Source organism: Chitinophaga sp. CF418 (assembly GCF_900142925.1).
In the GTDB taxonomy this organism is placed as follows: domain Bacteria; phylum Bacteroidota; class Bacteroidia; order Chitinophagales; family Chitinophagaceae; genus Chitinophaga.
The window spans coordinates 645697-665644 of record NZ_FRCN01000003.1; the positions used below are offsets into that span (position 1 = coordinate 645697).

The window sequence follows — 19948 nt, forward strand, 5'->3', positions numbered from 1 at the left end:
GCCTTTTTTACAGCTGTAAAGAAATATTATCATACCGCAATTCATTCTTGTCATAATCATCCTGATCACTGAAAAACTCCATGTAACGCTCATCGTAACAGGAAAGATCGTCAAACCATTTCGGATGGTCATGGCTGCTCCGGGCTTTGAACGTCTTATATGCGAGCGATCCATTCCTGTGTTGCAGGAAACGTAACTGGTACACATCGTCTTCGATATCTAACAATTCAACCTTACCAGTAGTCATAGACATCACCGGCCCTCTGGCTGTACGACATAAACCGCCTGTTAGTTGTACAGCCCCACGATAAATATGCAGCGCAGTCTCTAGTGATTCAGCGAAGTAATGCTGAGCGCCTGTATCCCTGGGCAGGAACATATAATAAGGCACACAACCCAGCTGTACCTGCCGCTCCCACATGGTTGACCAGATCCTTACCTTGTTATTGATATGTCTTAGAAGTGGCGCCTGCGTGCGGATCTCCGCTCCTATCTTCCGCAGATTGAATATAGCTTCCTGTGCCACTGCTGTTTCAAATTCCACATAGTGATTGAAATGAGCCATTATAGCCAGGTGTTTACCTGCTGCAGTTACTTTGGCTAATAACTGCAACAGCTCATCTTTGTCAGAATCCGTAACGAACTTATGAGGCCAGTAGCTAAGCGATTTGGTGCCAATCCTGATCACCTTCAGACTCTTTACTTCCAGCAGAGGCAGCAGATAATTTGCCAGGATACGGGGGCTCATTACCATAGGGTCCCCTCCTGTTAACAAAACATCTGAGACATAAGGATTAGCCCTTAAATAGGCCACCAAAAGCTCTATTTCTTTTGCCTGCATTTTGAACCCTGGCTCATTAACGAACTGAGGCCACCTGAAACAGAACGTGCAATAAGCGTGGCAGGTTTGACTATGGCTGGGGAAGAACAATATGGTATTGCGGTATTTATGTTGCATGCCTTCCAGCTTCTCTCCCAGGAAATAAGGCGTATTATGATCCACCTGCCCGGCAGGATGTGGATTCAATGATAAACGTATATCATGGACCAGATTACGGTAGGATGCTTCATCCATGTTCCGCACTCCCCATTTCAATTGATCATAATGCAATTCTGTCAGCATTTCCTTATGTGGAAAGTTCAGGCGAAAGATCGGGTCGTCGGGAACATTTGTCCAGTTAATAAGATTCTCCAATACGTAGTTATTCGTTTTGAAAGGATAGATCTCGCTGACGATCCTGATATCCTCCATCTGCCTTTGATCCAGTAACATCAATTGGGGAATCTTATCAAGCTGATTGATATTGTATGATTTGAACTTAAACATTACAAAAAATTGAAAGGGAGTTTACGAAAAGGGAAGTATCTCCGGGCTCAGGCCATCGAAACCAATATCTTTCTATCTCCGGTAAAAGGAAGACGGCCATGTAGCGACAGCATATTATCAACCATCAACAGATCACCATTTTCCCAGGGAACAGGAATTGTTACGTCATCCATTACCCGGATAATCTCATCGATATATTCTTTCTGTATCTCGGAACCATCGCCATAACGGGCATACATAGGCAAGCCATTAGGATCATTGTTCGCCAGGAACATCAGCGTTTCAAACACTTCTTCACCATAAATGACAGGGTAAAACTGATCTACCTGGTTAAACCACAGGCGGTCGCCGGTAACGGGATGTTTCCTGATAGCGGGTCTTGTTTGCTCTAATCGCACAGCACCGTCAGGCTGCCATTTCACGGTGATACCGTTTTCATTGCAGTAAGACTCCATGAACTGTTTGTCTGTCGTTTCAAATGCTTCCTGCCAGGAAGGGCCAAGGCCTGAACCACCGTGCAGATTACGGATATAGGTAATGCCTTTCGCTTCAAATTCTTCTACTATAGCGGGAGTAAGTAAGTCCAGTACCTTCTTGCAATCGCCTACAGTTGTTTCGCCCCCGGTAGCTGCTTTGTTGATACAACAAAAGAAAATGTGTGCCGGCCAGAGATTAGAGTAGGAGAATTCCGTATGGAGTCGAATGATAGACGCTTCATCATATTCTGAGGCATTGTATACATTGGAGGTATGTTTGCTTCTGCTGCTGTTGCCATCCAGGAAGCTGGATGATGCAGGATGCAGACGTTTCATCAACCCGCTAAAAGCGTCAATAGAATCTATATTAATACCTCTTATGTGAATAGCGCCATTTCTTAACAATGTAGATTCCATTAGTTCACGGTTTTCCTGGTACCAGTCAGCGAAGAAATCAGTGCTTATCTGTTCTTCAAATTTCAGGAACACGGGCAGTTTATCCTCACCTATGTGAGCAATAGATTTAGTTAAGTTCATACATGAAGATTTAGCGATGTTATAAATCAGATTTCATACAATAATTCTTTTTCGCCGAACAGTCTTTCTGCGGCAATATTGTTTTCGCCACAGTCTGTAATCAGCTTATTGGATGCTACAATGGGGTTGGCATCCTCATGATATCTTACACTGCTGATAAATTCTATCCAGGGTTCCAGGCCCATCGCGTACACATACAATTCACGGGGTTTAAATGTACTAACGAGTGCTTGTCCGCGGGGGAAATTAGAACCTGCCAGCCGGCGGGAAAGATCCTTTTCTCTTTGTATTTCTTCCGTCATCAGTGGTCCGTATACCCATGTAAAAGGAGCGCCGTCACATTCCATGCCCAGGAAGATGATATCCACAGGACCGGTCTGTTTTACAACGTGCTCATACAAACGGGGTTCTATATTGCATGAATCAGCGAGGAATAGCATGGACTGGGAACCGATCCTTACATGGTAGCAGAGTTTCGAACGGATATTCAGGTCGCCGTGTTCCCCCAGGAAAGGCAATCCGGTAATGGTACAATTGCCGAATGTTATAGATTCCATTTCTTCCAGCTCCACTACGTTGTGGAAACCGATCATATTGAACATCAGCTTGAGATTAGGGTCCTGCAGGTTTCCCATACTTCCTCTGGGCACAATGATCTTTTTGGTCTTATGGCGCAGGTAAAGCATGGTTTCAAACAGGATATGATCCTGGTGGTTGTGTGTGATCAGGATATAGTCTATTTCTTCCGGCAGATCGCTGTAAGAGAATCTTTCCACTTCGGCCTGGTAACCGTAATAACTGATAACAGGGTCTACCAGAATGGATATTTCCTTAGTCTCTACCAGGATACAGGCATGTCCGAAATAACGCATCCGTATCTTATCGCCGGTATAGCGCTCGTATTTAGGAGGAGCTTCTGTGGTGAAAAACGACTGGAACAGCTCAAGATCTTCATCAGCAATACCCAGGGCATCCTTTATTTCACTGAAACTCCCCGGAACAGTCCTCATGCGTTGCAGGCGGTCCACCAGGCTATTGGAGAAGGGAATATTCAGCTCTATACTGGTAGTATCTTTCAGCCTTGCAGTACTCAATACAAAGGGACGTTCATCATTGGTAGTAAGCCACATAGCCAGGCTCTGCGCATCCTCATTATAATATTCGCTCTTATACATCAGCTGCTCAAAGAAGCGGAAACCTGGATTGTTGTGCAGATCATAATTGATCTCAACAAGTCCTTTCAATATATCAGGTATTTTCTCATACAAGGGATCCAGTGAGAAACCATGGGCTTCCTGTTGCAGCAGGTTGTCCAGGTCTTTAATAGCTTCGGCAAGTTCCAGCATGTGTTTCCTGCGTTCTTTCGTTTCTGCTATCAGTTGTTTGATATCTTCTGCCCGGTTCGTTTCATAGTTCATGAACGGACCTCCCAGCATTTTCGGATTGCGGATGGCAGCAGCGTGCACCTGTGGCGCCTGTACATAAGAGCTCATGATCCTGAGGTGCCTCGACTGTATGTTCATAGCCGCTGTTGGAGGATAGATCAGATGCGTCCAGGCATACCACTTGTCCATTAAGGGTTCTAATACAACATTGGGTCTGAGGTATACCACTTCATTTTCCATAAAAACAATATTAACGTTAACAAAAACGGGTTACTTATCCTTGTCTGTGATGCTTGTTACAACCAATTGAAGGTTCCTTGGCAATGTGATGGCATCATAATGATCTCCCTGTGTGAACAGGTGTGTGAAGCGGCCGCCGGTGTACCGTTCCCAATCCTTCATATGCAGGAAGTCATTATGAATATTTTGTTTGGCCTTAAAGGCGATAATGTCTCCTTTTATCTTTCCTTTCTGTTCGTATGTTTCGCTGAGGCGGAGGTTATGATAGAAAAGTTTCTCCAGGTGATCTCTGTGTGTATCTTCAAGACCTACATCTGCCAGCCAGTCACGCAGCCAATTGACTTCCTGCTGTATGGCATCCCTTGAAAGCTCCAGTGATTGCTTACGTTTCTTCTTATCCCTGATATCCCTGTCCAACAGTAGCAAAGTGGTTCGTATACCCTTTTCCTCCAGTACTTTCGCCACTTCAAAAGCAATCGTACCACCGAAAGAGAAACCGGTTAACACCACTTCTTTGCCAGGCTCACTTTCCAGAATAGTCGTTGCAAACCGCTTTACTTTTTCTTCTATTGTGGTGTCGAAGTCTTTACCATCATCAAACCCGGCATCCTGTAAGCCGTAGCAGTTGTATATTCCCTGCAGCGCTTTACCCAGTTCCATATATAACAGTGAAGTCCCTATCAGGGGAGCAAAGCAGTACATCCGGGGCAGATCTGCTTCTTTCCTGTTCAGGCTTAACAAGGTACCCATCTGCATCCCACGTGTATCAGCAAGAGCCAACAGGGATTCGATAGTGGGATTACCAAGGAAATCGCGCAGTGATAATCTCAGGTCGAGTTCTTTATTCATCCTTGACACCAGCTGCACCGCCCTCATGGAGTGGCCTCCCAGTTCAAAGAAGTTGCTGGTAACACCTACAGCATCCAGGTTAAGCACTGCTGCCCAAATCACAGCCATCTGGCTTTCCAGTTCATTGCGAGGAGCTACAAATGTTGTAAGACTATCTATTTCAGGCGCCGGGAGTAAGGTCTTATCTACTTTACCATTGGTGGTCAATGGCACCACAGGTATCAGTATAAACCATGCAGGTACCATAAATGCAGGTAAGAACTTACCGATATGTTGCTGCAGCTCTTTCCTGTCTACTGCTGCCGGGGCTGTATAGTAAGCAACCAGGTACTCTTCCTGCTGAAGCGATGTTTTAACTACAATAGCCTCTTTTATACCGGGGTACTTCAGGATGGCAGACGCTATTTCTCCCGGTTCGATACGGAACCCGTTCAGCTTGATCTGTTCGTCAGCTCTTCCGGTGTATTCAATTTCACCCTGATGATTCCATCTACCCTTATCACCACTGCGATATAATTTGCCAGGACCGAAAGGATCGGGAATAAAGCGGGCGGCAGTCAGTTCTTCCCTGTTGAGATATCCTATTGCTACACCTGCACCACCGATATAGATCTCTCCTTCTATACCTACAGGCTGCAGTTGTTGCAACTCATCGAGAATATAGATCTGTGCATTATCTATGGGTTTACCAATAGTAATATGCGCTGCGCATGTTATTTCACTGACTGTACAACCTACGGTTGTTTCCGTCGGACCGTATTCATTGAAGATCCTCATCTGCGGGTTCAGCCTTTTCAGTATGAGAACATGATCCGGCAACAGTGCTTCTCCTCCCACAATAGCAGTATTGACAGCCGTTTTCTCCAATTGTAGGGTTGCCAGCACGCGTATATGTGCCGGAGTGATCTTCACGGCCGTCAGCCTGTCATTTGTAAAGACCTCTTTCAGCGCTGCCAGCACATCTTCTTCCGGCGTCAGATACACTTCATCACCACGCAGTAAACCACTCAAGAGACAGGTAACAGTCAGATCGAAAGACAATGAAGAGAATACGCCGAATACATGCCCAGTAGTATTATCGAAGTAATGACGGTTAACGAATGTCAGGTAATTCATCAGGGAAACATGAGAGATCAGTACTCCTTTCGGCATACCTGTAGAACCGGAAGTGTAGATAATGTAAGCGGGAGCTTCCTGATTTATAACTGGTAGCGTTCCCGGCACTATCTGATCGATGTCTTTAGCAAGCTCCTTCAGCGCCAATACTTTTTCATTCCAGGAGAATCCGTCATGATCCGTCATTAACAATGTAGCTGCGGCATCATCGAGGATGTACCTGATCCTGTCTTCAGGCAGGGTACTATCTATCGGGAGATAAGCTGCTCCGGTTTTGAGAATGGCCAGTATACTGATAAGTGACCACTCGTTCCTGTTGACCATGATAGCCACTACATCTCCTGATTTTACCTGATAACGCTGTATAAGACAGGTAGCCAGTTTATCAGACAACATATCCAATGCTGAGAATGTGTAGGTTGTCTTACCTGCAATAAGTGCATTATTATCAGGATGAGCAGCAGCCACCTCTCTGAAGGCCGCTGCAATAGTACCTGAAGGGATCTCTGCACTGGTATTATTTAGTGCCAGCAACAGCGTCTCTTCCGGCGAAGGCAGGTATTTAATACGGTTCAGTGGTAGAGTTGGATGTTCTCCCACATTAATGATCAACTGATGTATGTGCTCGCAGAGATGAATCATCCTGGCCTCATCAAACAAAACTGTACTATATTCCAATGTCAGTAAAAGATCATCTCCCTGTTTCCTGAAGAAGAATGTCAGGTCGAACTTACTGATCTCATTGGCTACTGAGGCTTCTTCCACGAGCATATCCTGCAGGTTCAACAGGTCTTCTTCTTTCCTGTCTTCATCCTGTAATACCAGCATGACGTTAAACAACGTACGTTTATTGAGCGGCTTGTATTCATTCACAGCGTCTACCAGCATCTCAAATGGAAAGGAAATACGGTCGTAAGCAGCAATGGCGTTCGCCTTCACTTCCCTTAGCAATTCATCAAATCCACGTTCTTCATCAATCCGGGAACGGAGTGCGATGGTGTTCAGGAAAAAGCCTATCTGGTTCTGCAGATCGGGATGTTCCCTGCCGGTAACAGGCAATCCAAGAATGACATCTTTATCTCCTGTATAACGATAGATCAGGAGTTTAACGATAGCAGCGAGCCCCATCATCAGGGTAGCTTCCTGTTCCTTTATCAGAGAGAACAGCTTTCCGTTAAGTACACCCTGCATCCTGCTGTAATACCGGGTACCGGTATTATCAGGCATAGCTGGTCTTGGTCTGTCGGCCGGCAATTCCAGCACCGGTATATCGCCAGAGAAGCGGTTCACCCAGTATTCCTGGTGTTCTGCCATGCGTGCAATGTTCTCTTCATTCTTCGTCCACATCACAAAATCCTTGAACTGCAATGGTAGTGGTTCCAATGGATTTGGGCTACCTTCCAGACATGCGGAGTACAGTATTACCAGCTCACGCATCATTACCTGCATAGACCATTCATCTGCGATAATATGATGTATACATACCAGGAAAAGGTATTGATCATCCTTTACCTGCCACAGCTTCAGTCTCAATAATGGTCCTTTTCTGAGACTGATAGGAATACCAGCCCATTCTTCCGCCGCTATGAGGCCTTGCTGTTCAGCATCCGGAAGCGCCCGCAGGTCTTCAAAGACCATCCAGTCATCGAAGTCTTCATATTGCTTTACCTGTTGTACGGGTTTATCATTCACTACAAACAACACGGAGCGCAATATTTCATAACGTTCCACCAGCAGGCGCACAGCTGCTTCAAATGCAGTCCGGTCAAACTGTCCTCTGAGCCAGTAGGTATACGGCATATTGAACGTTTCCTGGTTGTTGAGCATTTGTTGCTGAATCCACAGGCGTTCCTGGCTATTGGAGAGCGGGTAATATTCCTGTACAGGCGCCAATGGTATGGCGCTGAATAATTGTTTACCACTCTGGTCTATCAGGGCAGCAAGGTCAGATAAGACAGACCGCAGGAAAATTTCTTTCAGCGGTAGTTTAACTTCGAGGCGTTTATAGATCAGGGAAGCTGTCTGTATAGCTTTCAGCGAGTGCCCTCCCAGGGTGAAGAAGTTGTCATTCCTTCCAATGTTCTTTGTACCGAGTACCTCTTCCCATATCTTAGCCAGCACCTTCTCTGTCATTGTTTCCGGCGCTATATAGGCAGCCTTGGTAAGTCCTGGTACCGGCAGGCGGGCCCGGTCCACTTTGCCATTCCTGTTCAGCGGAATAGCATCCAGCAATACCAGGTGAGCCGGCACCATATAATCCGGCAGGAAACGGTGCAAATATTCGCGAACAATATCCGGTTGTATATCCCTGTCGGTCGAGTAGTAAGCTACCAGGTATTTATCAGCGCCATTACCATAAGCCAGTACAGTAGCGTGAGTAATACCTTCCAGCTTTATCATCAATGCCTGAATTTCACCCGGCTCTATGCGGTAACCACGGATCTTAACCTGGAAATCTGCCCTACCGTTAAACCTAATCAATCCTTCTTCTGTCCATGAGCAGACATCACCCGTATTGTACATCACCGTACCAGGGTTGTAAGGATTATCAATAAAGCGACTGGCGGTTAGCTCCGGCTGCCCGAGGTAACCAGTGGCAATACCCGGTCCGCTGAAATATATTACTCCGGGAACACCCACCGGTAATAGTTGGAGGTTGGCATCGAGGATATATCCTGACATGTTGGATAGACCGCTTCCCAGGATCTGCGATTCATCAGCTTTGATAACTCTATGCCAGGTACAGTATATAGTTGTCTCTGTAGGCCCATACATATTCCACAGTACTTTACATCTGTCCAGCAGGCGTTGTGCCAGCGATGCGCTCAGGGCATCCCCCCCGGTGATGATAGTCAGTTCTTCCGTTCCATTCCAGCCACTTTCAGTCAACAGGTGCCACATACCGGGCGTTGCCTGCATAAAAGTGATTCCCTGCTGCATTATCAGCTGCAGCGCTTCAGGAGAATGTACTTCTTCCCTGCTGGCCAATACCACTGTGGCACCATTGATCAATGGCAGAAACAATTCCAGTACAGACATGTCAAATGAAGCCGTTGTAATAGCCAGCAACTTATCTGTATTGCTGATGCCCGTCTTCTTACTAAGCCCCAGGAACAGGTTATAAACTGATCCATGAGAGATCATCACGCCTTTAGGCTTACCAGTGGAACCTGAAGTGTAGATCACATAAGCCAGATCACCTGCCTGGACCTCATGGCTGATGACAGCTGTGTCAGACAACAATTCTTCTGTAATTATCCTTCCTTCATAAAAGGACAGTAAGGGTATTTCTTCCACTCCTGCTACAACAGCAGTTGCCCCACTGGTCTCAAGAAGATATTGTAGTCTCTCTGCCGGAGCGGTAATATCAAGTGGCAGATAACCTGCACCGGATTTAAGTATACCCAGTATGGCAATCAGCAGCCATTCATTACGATCCACCATCGCTGCTACCAGCTTATTTGCTCCTGCATAACCATTGTGCTGCAGGTAAGCCGCCAGTCTGTCGGCGCGTTTATTGAGTTCAGTATATGTTATCTGCCTGTTGCCGGTAATAAGCGCTATTGCTTCCGGCGTAGCTGCGGCATGCCTGCCAATCAATGTACCCAATGGCGTAAATGGTGGGAATTCCTCTGCTATATCATTATAACTATGCAATAAGGCCTGTTCCTCTTCAATGCTCAGGTAAGACAACCTGGATATTGGTGTAGACGGCGCAGCCACTGCTGCTTTTATAAGCTTATGCAGATGTTGCCCCATACGTGCAATGCGGGTATGCGTAAACAACTCCCTGTTATATTCTATCTGCAATTGCAGGCCTTCAGGCTGTTGTTTAAAATAGAAGGTGATGTCAAACTTGCTGCCTCCAAGATGCATATCCAGCTCTTCATCACGCCGTCCGGTTCCACCAACAGGTACTTCCTCATCTGCATCCCTGAGCACTATCATGACGTCGAATATAGCCGAACGGCTCACATCGCGGTTAATATCTATATCCTCTACCAAGAGGTTGAAAGGATATTCCTGATTAGCATAGGCTTCCAGCGCCGTTTCTCTTACAGCCAACAGATTGCTTGCAAAGCCTTCATCACCCGTGAGCGTAGTTCTGAGTACCAGCGTATTCACATACAGCCCTATCTGATCCTCCAGATCAGGATGTTCTCTACCTGCCACCGGAGTTCCTACAACAATGTCTTTCTGTCCGGTATAACGGTACAGAAGAGACTTCACAGCCGCTACCAGTCCCATAAACAAAGTAGCCTGGTTACCGGCCACTAGTGATTGTAATGCTACAAGTACTTCAGCCGGAATGGTATGGTAATAATTTCCCCCTTCGAAACGCTGTACCGGAGGACGAGGAAAATCGGCAGGTAGTTCGAGCACGGGCAGCTCTTCCTGTAACTTACTTTTCCAATAAGCCTGCTGTCCCAACAGTGCATCACTATTACGATTATTCCGCTGCCAGTTTGTATAGTCCTTGTATTGAACAGGCAATACCGGCAAACGGATCTCTTCCTTATTCTCCAGTGCCGTATAGATAATTGTAAGCTCGCGTTTCAATACCTGCAGCGACCATTCATCCGCAATGATGTGATGAATAACAAGCACCAGGTAGTGATGCGTATCGCTGGCACTGAATACTGCTGCTCTTAACAAAGGACCATTACTAAGATCAAAAGGCTGCCGGGTGAATGCAGCTATCTTCGCCTGCAGATTGTTATCGGCAGATTCACTATGCAGGCTGAAACCGGTAGTCTGTCTGACCATCTGCACCGGTTTGCCATCTATTGTATCAAATACGGTACGTAATACCTCATGACGGTTGATAAGTATATCAAATGCAGTAGCCAGGCGATCCAAGTCCAATTTGCCCTCGTATTCGAATATCTCGGTGATGGAGTAAGCCAGATCAATACCATCAAACTGATGTAATACCCAAAGGCGCTGCTGTGCATAAGATACAGGATAATAAGTCGCAGGTGCTGCTGATGGTATGGCTATATATTGTTCACGTTTGGAGCTTTGTATGAAGGATGCCTGCGCTTCCAGCACCGGGTATTTAAACACATCTTTCAGCGTGATCTTCACAGAAAGATCTTTATATACCCTGGCCACCAGCTGCATGGCTTTTAACGAATGTCCTCCACTGGTAAAGAAGTTATCACTTACACTTACCTGCGATACACCGAGAATATCCATCCATATCGCTGCCAGTTGTTTCTCCAGCTTATTGCGAGGCGCTACATACTGGTCGCCTGCAGTGGTCAGCGGAGCTGGCAATTTTACCTTATCAACCTTTCCATTACTGTTCAACGGCACAGCATCCAGCTGCACATACCAGGTGGGGACCATATATTCGGGCAGGGACCGGGACAAGTGCGCTCTCAAATCCGTTGTGGCTATGCTGTGTTCTGCTGTATAATAGGCCACCAGCTGTTTATCCTCTTTCTGCGTCAGCACAGTAACAAACACCTCATTCACACCAGGATAAGCAGACAGCGCCTGTGCGATCTCCGCCGTTTCTATGCGATAGCCACGGATCTTATGCTGTTCATCCCTTCTGCCCGCATAGCCCAATTGTCCGTTGAAGTACCAGCGTCCACGGTCTCCACTACGATATAATAGCTGATCAGTTAATGTATGATGTATAAATTTCTCAGCAGTAAGCTGCGGCTGTGCGAGATAACCAGCAGCCACACCAGTGCCTCCAATAAATATCTCACCTTCAATACCTGCAGGCGACAGTTGTAGCTTGTCGTCCAGTACAAGGATCTGCGCATTGGCCACAGGTGTTCCTATGTATATGCGGTCATCATTCTTCACCTCGTATACCGTACATCCTACAGTTGTTTCCGTAGGACCATACTCATTGAAGATCCTTATGTCCGGATTGAGTTGGCGTAATATCCTGATATGTCCACTATGCAGTTCTTCGCCTCCGGCGATGATTGTACTAACGCTGGTAGCGGTAATATCCAGCAGTTCCAGTGCGCTGATATGGGAGGGCGTCAGCTTCACTGCATTCACAGCAGCATTGTTGAAAGTATCAGACAACACCTGTTCGATATTTTCTCCGGGGAAGAGATGTACACTATCACCCCTCAGCAATCCTGAAAAGAGCCCTGTAATAGTCAGGTCGAAAGATAATGATGTAAACACGCTGAACACGTTGCCCCGCTGATCATTAAAGTACCAGCTATTAGCCCATAACAGATAATTCAGTACGGCTTTGTGTTGTATAATAACTCCTTTGGGATTGCCGGTAGAGCCGGACGTATACATTACATAAGCTACATCTTCGGGGGAAACAACCGGCAATAAACCACTCTCCCATTGCGTAATTTCAGTACTGATGCCAGCTGTATGCAGTACCGGCACATCCGCCACCGCGATCTCTTCATCTGTAATCAATAATACTGCCGCCGTATCCTTAAGGATATAACTGATCCTTTGAACAGGATAAGTAATATCCATAGGTACATAGGCTGCTCCTGCTTTCAAAACAGCCAGCACAGATACAAGCGCCCATTCATTTCGCGATGAAAGCAGGGCAACTATATCACCCGGTTTTACCCCGTAATGGCTGATAAGATGCACAGCCAGGCGATTAGTATAGTCATCTAGTGTAGCGAAAGACATCTGCCGGCCTTCACATATTATCGCAGGCAGATCCGACCATGCGGGGCTGCGATTGCTGAAGAGACCAGGCAAAGTATCTTTGCCAGGCGGAGCTATTGGCTTATTGAACACATGTAATAGCCTGTCCTTCTCTTCTACATCCAGGAAATCTGCATCAATAACAGCAGCTCCTCCACACAATTGTTCCAGCAATTTTCCGAAGTGCCGGCCCATGAATTCAATCCTCTCTCTTGCGAAAAGATCTGTGTTATATTCCAATGTCAGTGTAATACCATCTCCACGATCCAGGAACCAGAAGGTAAGGTCATATAAGCTGGTAGTAACCCCGACTCTGTCTTCCTCTACCTGCAGGTCATCCATTTGCGGAATACTTTCTTCCGTCTGCATACCCTGTTGCATCACCACTGCCACATCAAAAACCGGGAAGCGACTGAGGTCACGGGGAATATCCAGCTCATCCACCAGTTTATCAAACGGATACACCTGGTGGTCAAACGCCGCCAGCATAACATGTTTAACCTGATCCAGCAATGCCGGGAAAGCTGCATTTCCATCAATGACAGTTCTCAGCGCCAGTGTATTCACATAGAAACCGATCTGCTCTTCCAACTGTAAATGTTCTCTTCCGGCGATTGTGGTTCCGACAATGATATCAGTCTGCCCGGTGTAACGGTAAAGCAACGCTTTCACGGTAGCCACTAATCCCATGAATAAAGTAGCACCCGTTGTTCCGGCAACTTCTTTGAGGGAAGCCCTGAGTGTAGCGGGGAGATGAATACGTAGCTGCTCACCATTGTAGGTGCGGTTATTAGCTCTGGGGCGATCAAGCGGTAGCTCCAATACGGGCAATTCACCGGAAAGTGTATTATGCCAGAAGTTCCTGTGTTCCTGCAGCCTGTCGTCACTCAGCTGTTCCAGCTGCCATACGGCATAATCTTTATACTGAAGCGGCAATGGTTTATATTGATAAGCTTCTCCGCGATGAAATGCATTATACGCGCTGATCACCTCTTTCACAAATACCTGCATAGACCATTCGTCGGAAACGATATGATGCACAGCAAGCAAAAGGGTATATTGATCTGCTGATAATTTCAGTAACCAAACACGCAATAATGGCCACTGGCTAAGAGAGAATGGTGTTGCAGCCAGTAACTGTTTATATTGCTCCACTGTACCACTACCATCGCTGAGATCGTGTGTAACAATAGTAAAATCCAGGTCTTCTGCTGGCACTACTTTCTGCCTTGGCGTTCCATTGACGAGTGGAAAAATCGTACGCAGACTTTCATGCTTTTCTATCACTTTCAGGAAAGCCTGCTGCAAAGCCGTTTGATCCAAAGCTCCCTGCAAAGTATAAGCCAGCGGGCGGCTATAAGCCACCATGTTTTCTTCCAGCTGATCGATCACCCACAGACGACGCTGCCCGTGTGATAGCGGATAATCCTGCTGAACAGGTGCTATGCTAATCTGCTGATACTGTTGGGCATTCGTCCCGCTGATCAGTACAGCCTGTGCAGCGATAGTAGTATGATTGAATATATCAGCAATGGTCAGCTGTATTTCAAGTTCCTTATATATACGTGATATAAGCTGTATGGCTTTCAATGAAGAGCCGCCGATAGTAAAGAATGAGGTATTGCGTCCAACTTTATCCACACGTAAAATAGCTTTCCAGATGCCGGCGAGTTGCTCTTCTATGCCTTCATGTGGTTGGTCATTGCCTTCCTGTTCTTTCCTGTCAGAAGGTTTGGGCAGTTTTTTCCTGTCCACCTTTCCATTAATGTTCAGCGGAAAGACCTCCATAAAAATATAATGCACCGGCAGATGGGTAAGCGGTAATTCGTTTTCCAGCAAAGCTCTCAGTGTGGTAGCTTCATACTCTTTTCCACTGTAGTAGCAGATCAACTCCTGCACCAGCTCTTCATCCTGTTGTACAATGAGCTCCACCTGACGTATTTCCTCTAATCCCAGCAGCGCCTGACGGATGCTATCCAGTTCTACGCGCACACCATGCAGTTTTACCTGGTCATCTCTCCTGCCAAGCAACTCCAGTATACCTTCGCTTCTGTAGCGGCCTATATCGCCGGTACGGCAAACGAGGAACCTGTCATCTTCCAGCAATGGATTAGGTACAAATAAAGCATCCGTCAGTATTGGGTCTGTATATCCCAGTGTAACATAGGGGCTGCTGATATAGATCTCTCCGATCTCTCCCTCCACACAAAGTAATCCATTGTTGATGACGGCAATGCTGGTGTCTTCGATAGGCCTTCCCACAGGCAATACTTCTCCCGGCTCCCAATCAGGACCGTCTATATGATAACAGCTCTTCAGAATTGTAGTTTCTGTCAGTCCGTACATATTCGACAAACGTGCCTTTCCGTCATTTACTTTCTTCCAGTTCAGCACATCGCGTCCATATAAGCGTTCTCCCGCCAGAACGACATGCCGTAACCCTGGCAGTCCAATACCGGATTCCTCCATCTCACGTGTAATAAGACGAAACAGGGATGGCACCGTCTGAACAATGGAGATACGCGTATCTGACAGCCACTTCACCAGCGAAGGAATGCGCTGACGGGTATCAGGCGCAGGTATGCACAAGGTAGCGCCTGAAGTGAGGGCTACGAGTATATCTTTCAGGGATGCATCAAATGTAACAGGTGCGATCTGACTGATCCTGCTGTCTATATCTACTGCAAACTCCTTACCATGCCATTGTATATAGTGACTGAGGCTACGGTGATTACCTTTGATTCCCTTCGGCACACCTGTTGAACCTGAGGTATAAAATACGTACGCGGGTGCATCATCAGGAATAATGACATCCAACGCTGCCGATGATAATTCTTCCGGCAGCACTTCATACTCGGGCAGCAAGCCTTCCGGGGTAAAACAACGATAAGGGCGTTTTTCAATACCTATCAGTGATGAGAATTCAATATCCAGTTCATTCAGGATCTCTTCTCCGGATGCAGGCATTTCAAGCAATAATGGAATATCTCCCGCCATTCCTTTAACATCCTGCAGGGAACTGCTGTCAGTGATCAATATTACCGGAGCCAGTTGCTCCAATATACCTGACAATATACGCCGCGGCTGCCGCAGGTCCAGCGGCAGGTATATCCCACCACTTTTCATCACTGCCAGCATGGCTGTAACCAGATTAATCCCGGATGTGAGCACTACACCAATGGCATCTCCCGGGGTCACACCCTTTGCCTTCAGCAGTCTCGCTAACCTGTTACTATCTTTTTCCAGTTCTTCATAGCTAACGCTGCCTGTTTCTTCTTCAATAGCCACATGGAGAGGATATAATGCCGCTGTTTCAGCAAATAGCTGATATACTGGTTTATGAGATTTTATAAGTTGACGCTTATCAAAAGACACCGCACCTTCGGGTACTGATTTATTATGATATGCTAATGTCCGGATACTGCTGTCAGGCGTGGCAAGTATTGCTGTGAGCAGTCGGTCAAGATCTTCAGATATAGTAGTGATCCGGCTTCTGTTGAACAAATCAGTATTATATTCTATGCCGGCTTCCAGTACATCATTCCGGATGCTGAACTGAAAACGCAGATCTCCTTTACTGATCGATAAGAGCGAAGGCGCCATTTCTATTTCTATTCCCTTCATTTCCTGTACTGCAGAAGTATCCAGCTGCACATTCTGCAATACTATCGCCACATCAAATAGTGGGTTACGGGCCGGATCTGCATCCGCGCCCAATTCATCTACCAGCAGATCAAACGGATATGCCTGATGCTGGAATCCATTCACAGCGCAGTATTTTACAGCTTCCAGCAATGCTGAAAAACCTGCGTTGCCGTCTACCTGTGTTCTAAGTGCAAGTGTATTGAGATAATACCCTACCTGGTCTTCCAATTCAGTATGCTCGCGGCCAGCAACAGGCGTACCTATTACTATATCAGACTGACCGGTATAGCGGAATAACAATGTTTTTACCAGCGCTACCAATCCCATAAACAGAGTAGCTTCTTGTTTATTCAGATATGCCTGGAAAGCAGTGCTTCTTCCTTTATCAATATTGAAATGATATTGTGCTCCTCTATAAGTGGGTATCTGCGGACGCTGTCTGTCTACCGGCAGCAACAGTGCCTGTATCTCACCACCCAGGTGTTCCAGCCAGTATTTGCGGTGTGTACTATGTTCACTGTCTTCTACCTGTGCTATCTGCCAGGCAGCATAGTCTTTATACTGCAACTGCAGTGGTGATAGCGGATTGCCCTGCCCATCATGATACGCATTATAAAGCAGCAGCAATTCCTTTATCATGAGCTGCATAGACCATTCATCAGAAACAATGTGATGGATGCCAAACAGCAATGTAAATTCTTCTGCCGCAGTTTGCAGCAATACAATGCGAAGCAGGGGGCCTTTTTCAAGATTATAAGGCGTTTCTACTACTTCTTTCTGACGTTGCGAAATGATCAGTCCAATATCTTCACCGGAACTGATATCCTGGAAGGTAATTGCAAAACCTGATTCCGCCAGGCCACAGATCTTTTGCCTGGGTTCTCCATTATGTAATATGAAAACAGTTCTTAACGATTCATGCCGTTCAAGCACTGTATAGAACGCCGCAGTTATTGCCTCCCTATTCAGTTTTCCTTTCAGGCGGTACGTCTCCAGTCCATTGAAAGGCTGTGCATCCAGCAATCTCTGGGATTGCAACCACAAGCGTCTCTGAGAATATGACAGTGCATAATGGGGTTGTGCAGCTACAGGACTGATCGACTGGAAAACAGCTTTCTTCGCGTCCCGGATCAACACTGCCTGTCCGGCTATAGAAGTATGTTTGAAGATATCAGCAATGGTAAGCTGTACATCATGCTCTTTATAAATACGGGAGATCAGCTGGATAGCTTTTAAAGATGATCCTCCATTCACAAAGAAAGAGGCATCTCTGCTGATATTTGTAATTCCCAGGATAGCCTGCCAGATGGTTAACAGCTGTTGTTCCAGTCCGGCATGCGGTGCGTCAAACTGTTGCCCTGCCAGTAACTGTTCCGGTCTGGGTAAACGCTTCCTGTCTACCTTACCATTGATGTTCAGCGGAAAGCTAGCCAGCCATACATAATGTGCAGGCAGATGGCTAACAGGTAATTCTTCTGCCAGCAATTTACGCAGATCGGCATCCTTACGGGGATTACCGATATAATAACAGATCAACTCCTGCTGAAAGTCATCGTCCTGATATACGACCAGCTCTACCTGATCCACTCCTTCCTGTTTCAGCATGGATGATTTAACCGCATCCAGCTCTACACGCACACCATGTATCTTTACCTGTTCATCACGCCGCCCCAGCAATTCCAGCATGCCATCCGGTCTGTAACGTCCCAGATCACCCGTTCTGCATACAATGTCTTTTCGGTCTTTTACAAGTGGATTCTGAACAAACAATGTCTGAACATCCTGCTGATTAATATATCCTTTGGTTACGTAAGGGCTCTTAATGTATACGTCTCCTATCTCTCCTCCTGTACATAAACCGCTTTCATTAATCACCGCCAGCTGGGTATTGCTAATGGCCTTTCCTACCGGGATCACTTCTCCCGGCTGCCATTCCCAATGAGGAATACGATAACAGGATTTGAGGATGGTCGTTTCGGTGAGCCCATACATATTATAGATAACAGTATGCTCTCCCGCTGCAGCACGCCAGTTGAGCACATCCTTTCCATATAGCTTCTCGCCTGCCAGCACCACATGTTTCAATTGTGGTAAAATGATCTGCTGCTCCTTCATGGCCCTGGTGATCAGGCGGAATAATGAAGGTACTGTTTGCAGGAGCATAATGCCGGAGTTATACAACCACTTTACGAGTGCAGGCAACTGATAGCGTACAGCGGGATCAGGGATGCATAAGGTAGCGCCAGTGCTCAATGCAGTTAGTATGTCTTTCAGGGATGCATCGAAGGTCACCGGGGCCAATTGACTGATCCTGGTCGACTCATCAATATTCAATTCTCCGGCATGCCAATGTATATAATGACTCAGGCTTTCATGGCATCCCAATATACCTTTCGGCGTACCGGTAGTACCGGATGTAAAGAATATATAATTGCTGTCATCAGCCTGTTGTGGTATATCTGGTAATGTAGTACTGAAGGCAGACAACGTAAGTGTTTCACAGGTATAAATATCACCTGCCAGTCTGGCCACTGTATAACCTGATTCCTGTGTTTCAATCATACTGGCATCCAGCTGCAGATCTGCCAGTAACGTATAGGCTGCTGCAGGAAGGCCTATCAGCAATGGTATATGTACATTCCGCTGCAGGAGGAACTGTTGTAGTTTGTCCAGATCTTCTGAAAAAGTGATCAGCGCCGCCGGGCTTGTAAGCGACAACATCTGTAATACACGTGCTGGCGCCTGGTCAATATCCAGGGGTACATATACCTGGTTGGTCTTGAAACATGACAGCATAGCAACAGCCAGCCTGATGCTGGAGTGCATAACGACACCCACATTACTGCCTGGTGTAATACTGAGCGACAATAACACATGAGACAATCTGTTGCTTTCTTCAGAAAGCGCTTCATAGCTGATTACATCATGCGACTCTTCAATAGCTACCTTGTCCTTCAGTAAAGCGGCCTTGCTTTCTATAACGCTATGGATAAATGATTTCGACATCTGGAATGAAGTTTTGGGAATCTTTGCAATATTTCAGGGACGCTGTAGAATGAGTATCAGCCTGTCAGCCGGCTCCTTTCTGAAATATTTCGGGATAACACGTTGTTCTTTTATGCTGAATCCTGCGGCAAGCGATGCCGCTATCACAGATTCATTATCTGAAGGCCGCTTTCCTGAAAAAAGTACAGGCAGGCCATAGTCACAAACATTATTGATAAAGAGATGCCCACCGGGCCTGACCAGTACAAACAATTCTGTAAGCAGGTTTTTATAGTCAACATAGTTCAATACCTGGGAAATAATGATGTTATCGAATACTTCACCAGCTAACTGCTGTTGCAGATCCCGGGCAAAAGAAGCTGCGTTCATATCAAGATTGAGCAAGCGGCAACGACCCTGATGCTGCAGCCATTGCAGCGCATCGCTGTCATTCTCCAGGAAAGTGATACTGGCTGACGGAGGCAGTACCTCCCTTAGTTCAGGGGAGTATAGCAGCGGAGTGAAAAACGGGCCTATTTCCAGGAGATCACCTTTCAGGTATTTCCTGTTCTTCAGCAAATAGGGGATCAGTCTCCTGCCGCCCATTACCATTCTTATCCGGGCGTCCCGGTCAAATTCTTCACCAAACCGGTTGTCTGTGAGCGGCCATCCGCTCCATTCAACCATGTATTTCTCCGGGATTAAAGCTTCGATCATCAGGGTTTCTTTAG

5 protein-coding genes are annotated in these 19948 nt (G+C 46.4%); all 5 read right to left on the reverse strand.

Features of this window, described 5'->3' with window-relative positions; genetic code table 11:
- Positions 1-7: 7 nt before the first annotated feature.
- From F3I09_RS10175 to F3I09_RS10195, 5 genes are read right to left on the reverse strand one after another with little or no spacing between them, the layout of a single operon-like run.
- The gene (locus F3I09_RS10175; protein ID WP_149694922.1) at positions 8-1327 is read right to left on the reverse strand and encodes a KamA family radical SAM protein; all 1320 of its coding nucleotides are present in this window, start codon (positions 1325-1327) and stop codon (positions 8-10) included.
- Positions 1328-1374: 47 nt separating this feature from the next.
- Positions 1375-2340, reverse strand: coding sequence for a TauD/TfdA family dioxygenase (locus F3I09_RS10180; protein ID WP_149694923.1), 966 nt, complete (start codon positions 2338-2340; stop codon positions 1375-1377).
- Positions 2341-2366: 26 nt separating this feature from the next.
- A complete protein-coding gene (locus F3I09_RS10185; protein WP_149694924.1) occupies positions 2367-3965 on the reverse strand; it encodes an MBL fold metallo-hydrolase in 1599 nt (532 codons plus the stop codon).
- A 30-nt stretch (positions 3966-3995) separates the two neighbouring features.
- Positions 3996-19238 (reverse strand): non-ribosomal peptide synthetase, encoded by a 15243-nt coding sequence (locus F3I09_RS10190; RefSeq protein ID WP_149694925.1) that lies wholly within the window; start codon positions 19236-19238, stop codon positions 3996-3998.
- A gap of 33 nt (positions 19239-19271) precedes the next feature.
- Positions 19272-19934, reverse strand: coding sequence for a methyltransferase domain-containing protein (locus F3I09_RS10195; protein ID WP_149694926.1), 663 nt, complete (start codon positions 19932-19934; stop codon positions 19272-19274).
- Between the last annotated feature and the right edge of the window lie 14 nt (positions 19935-19948).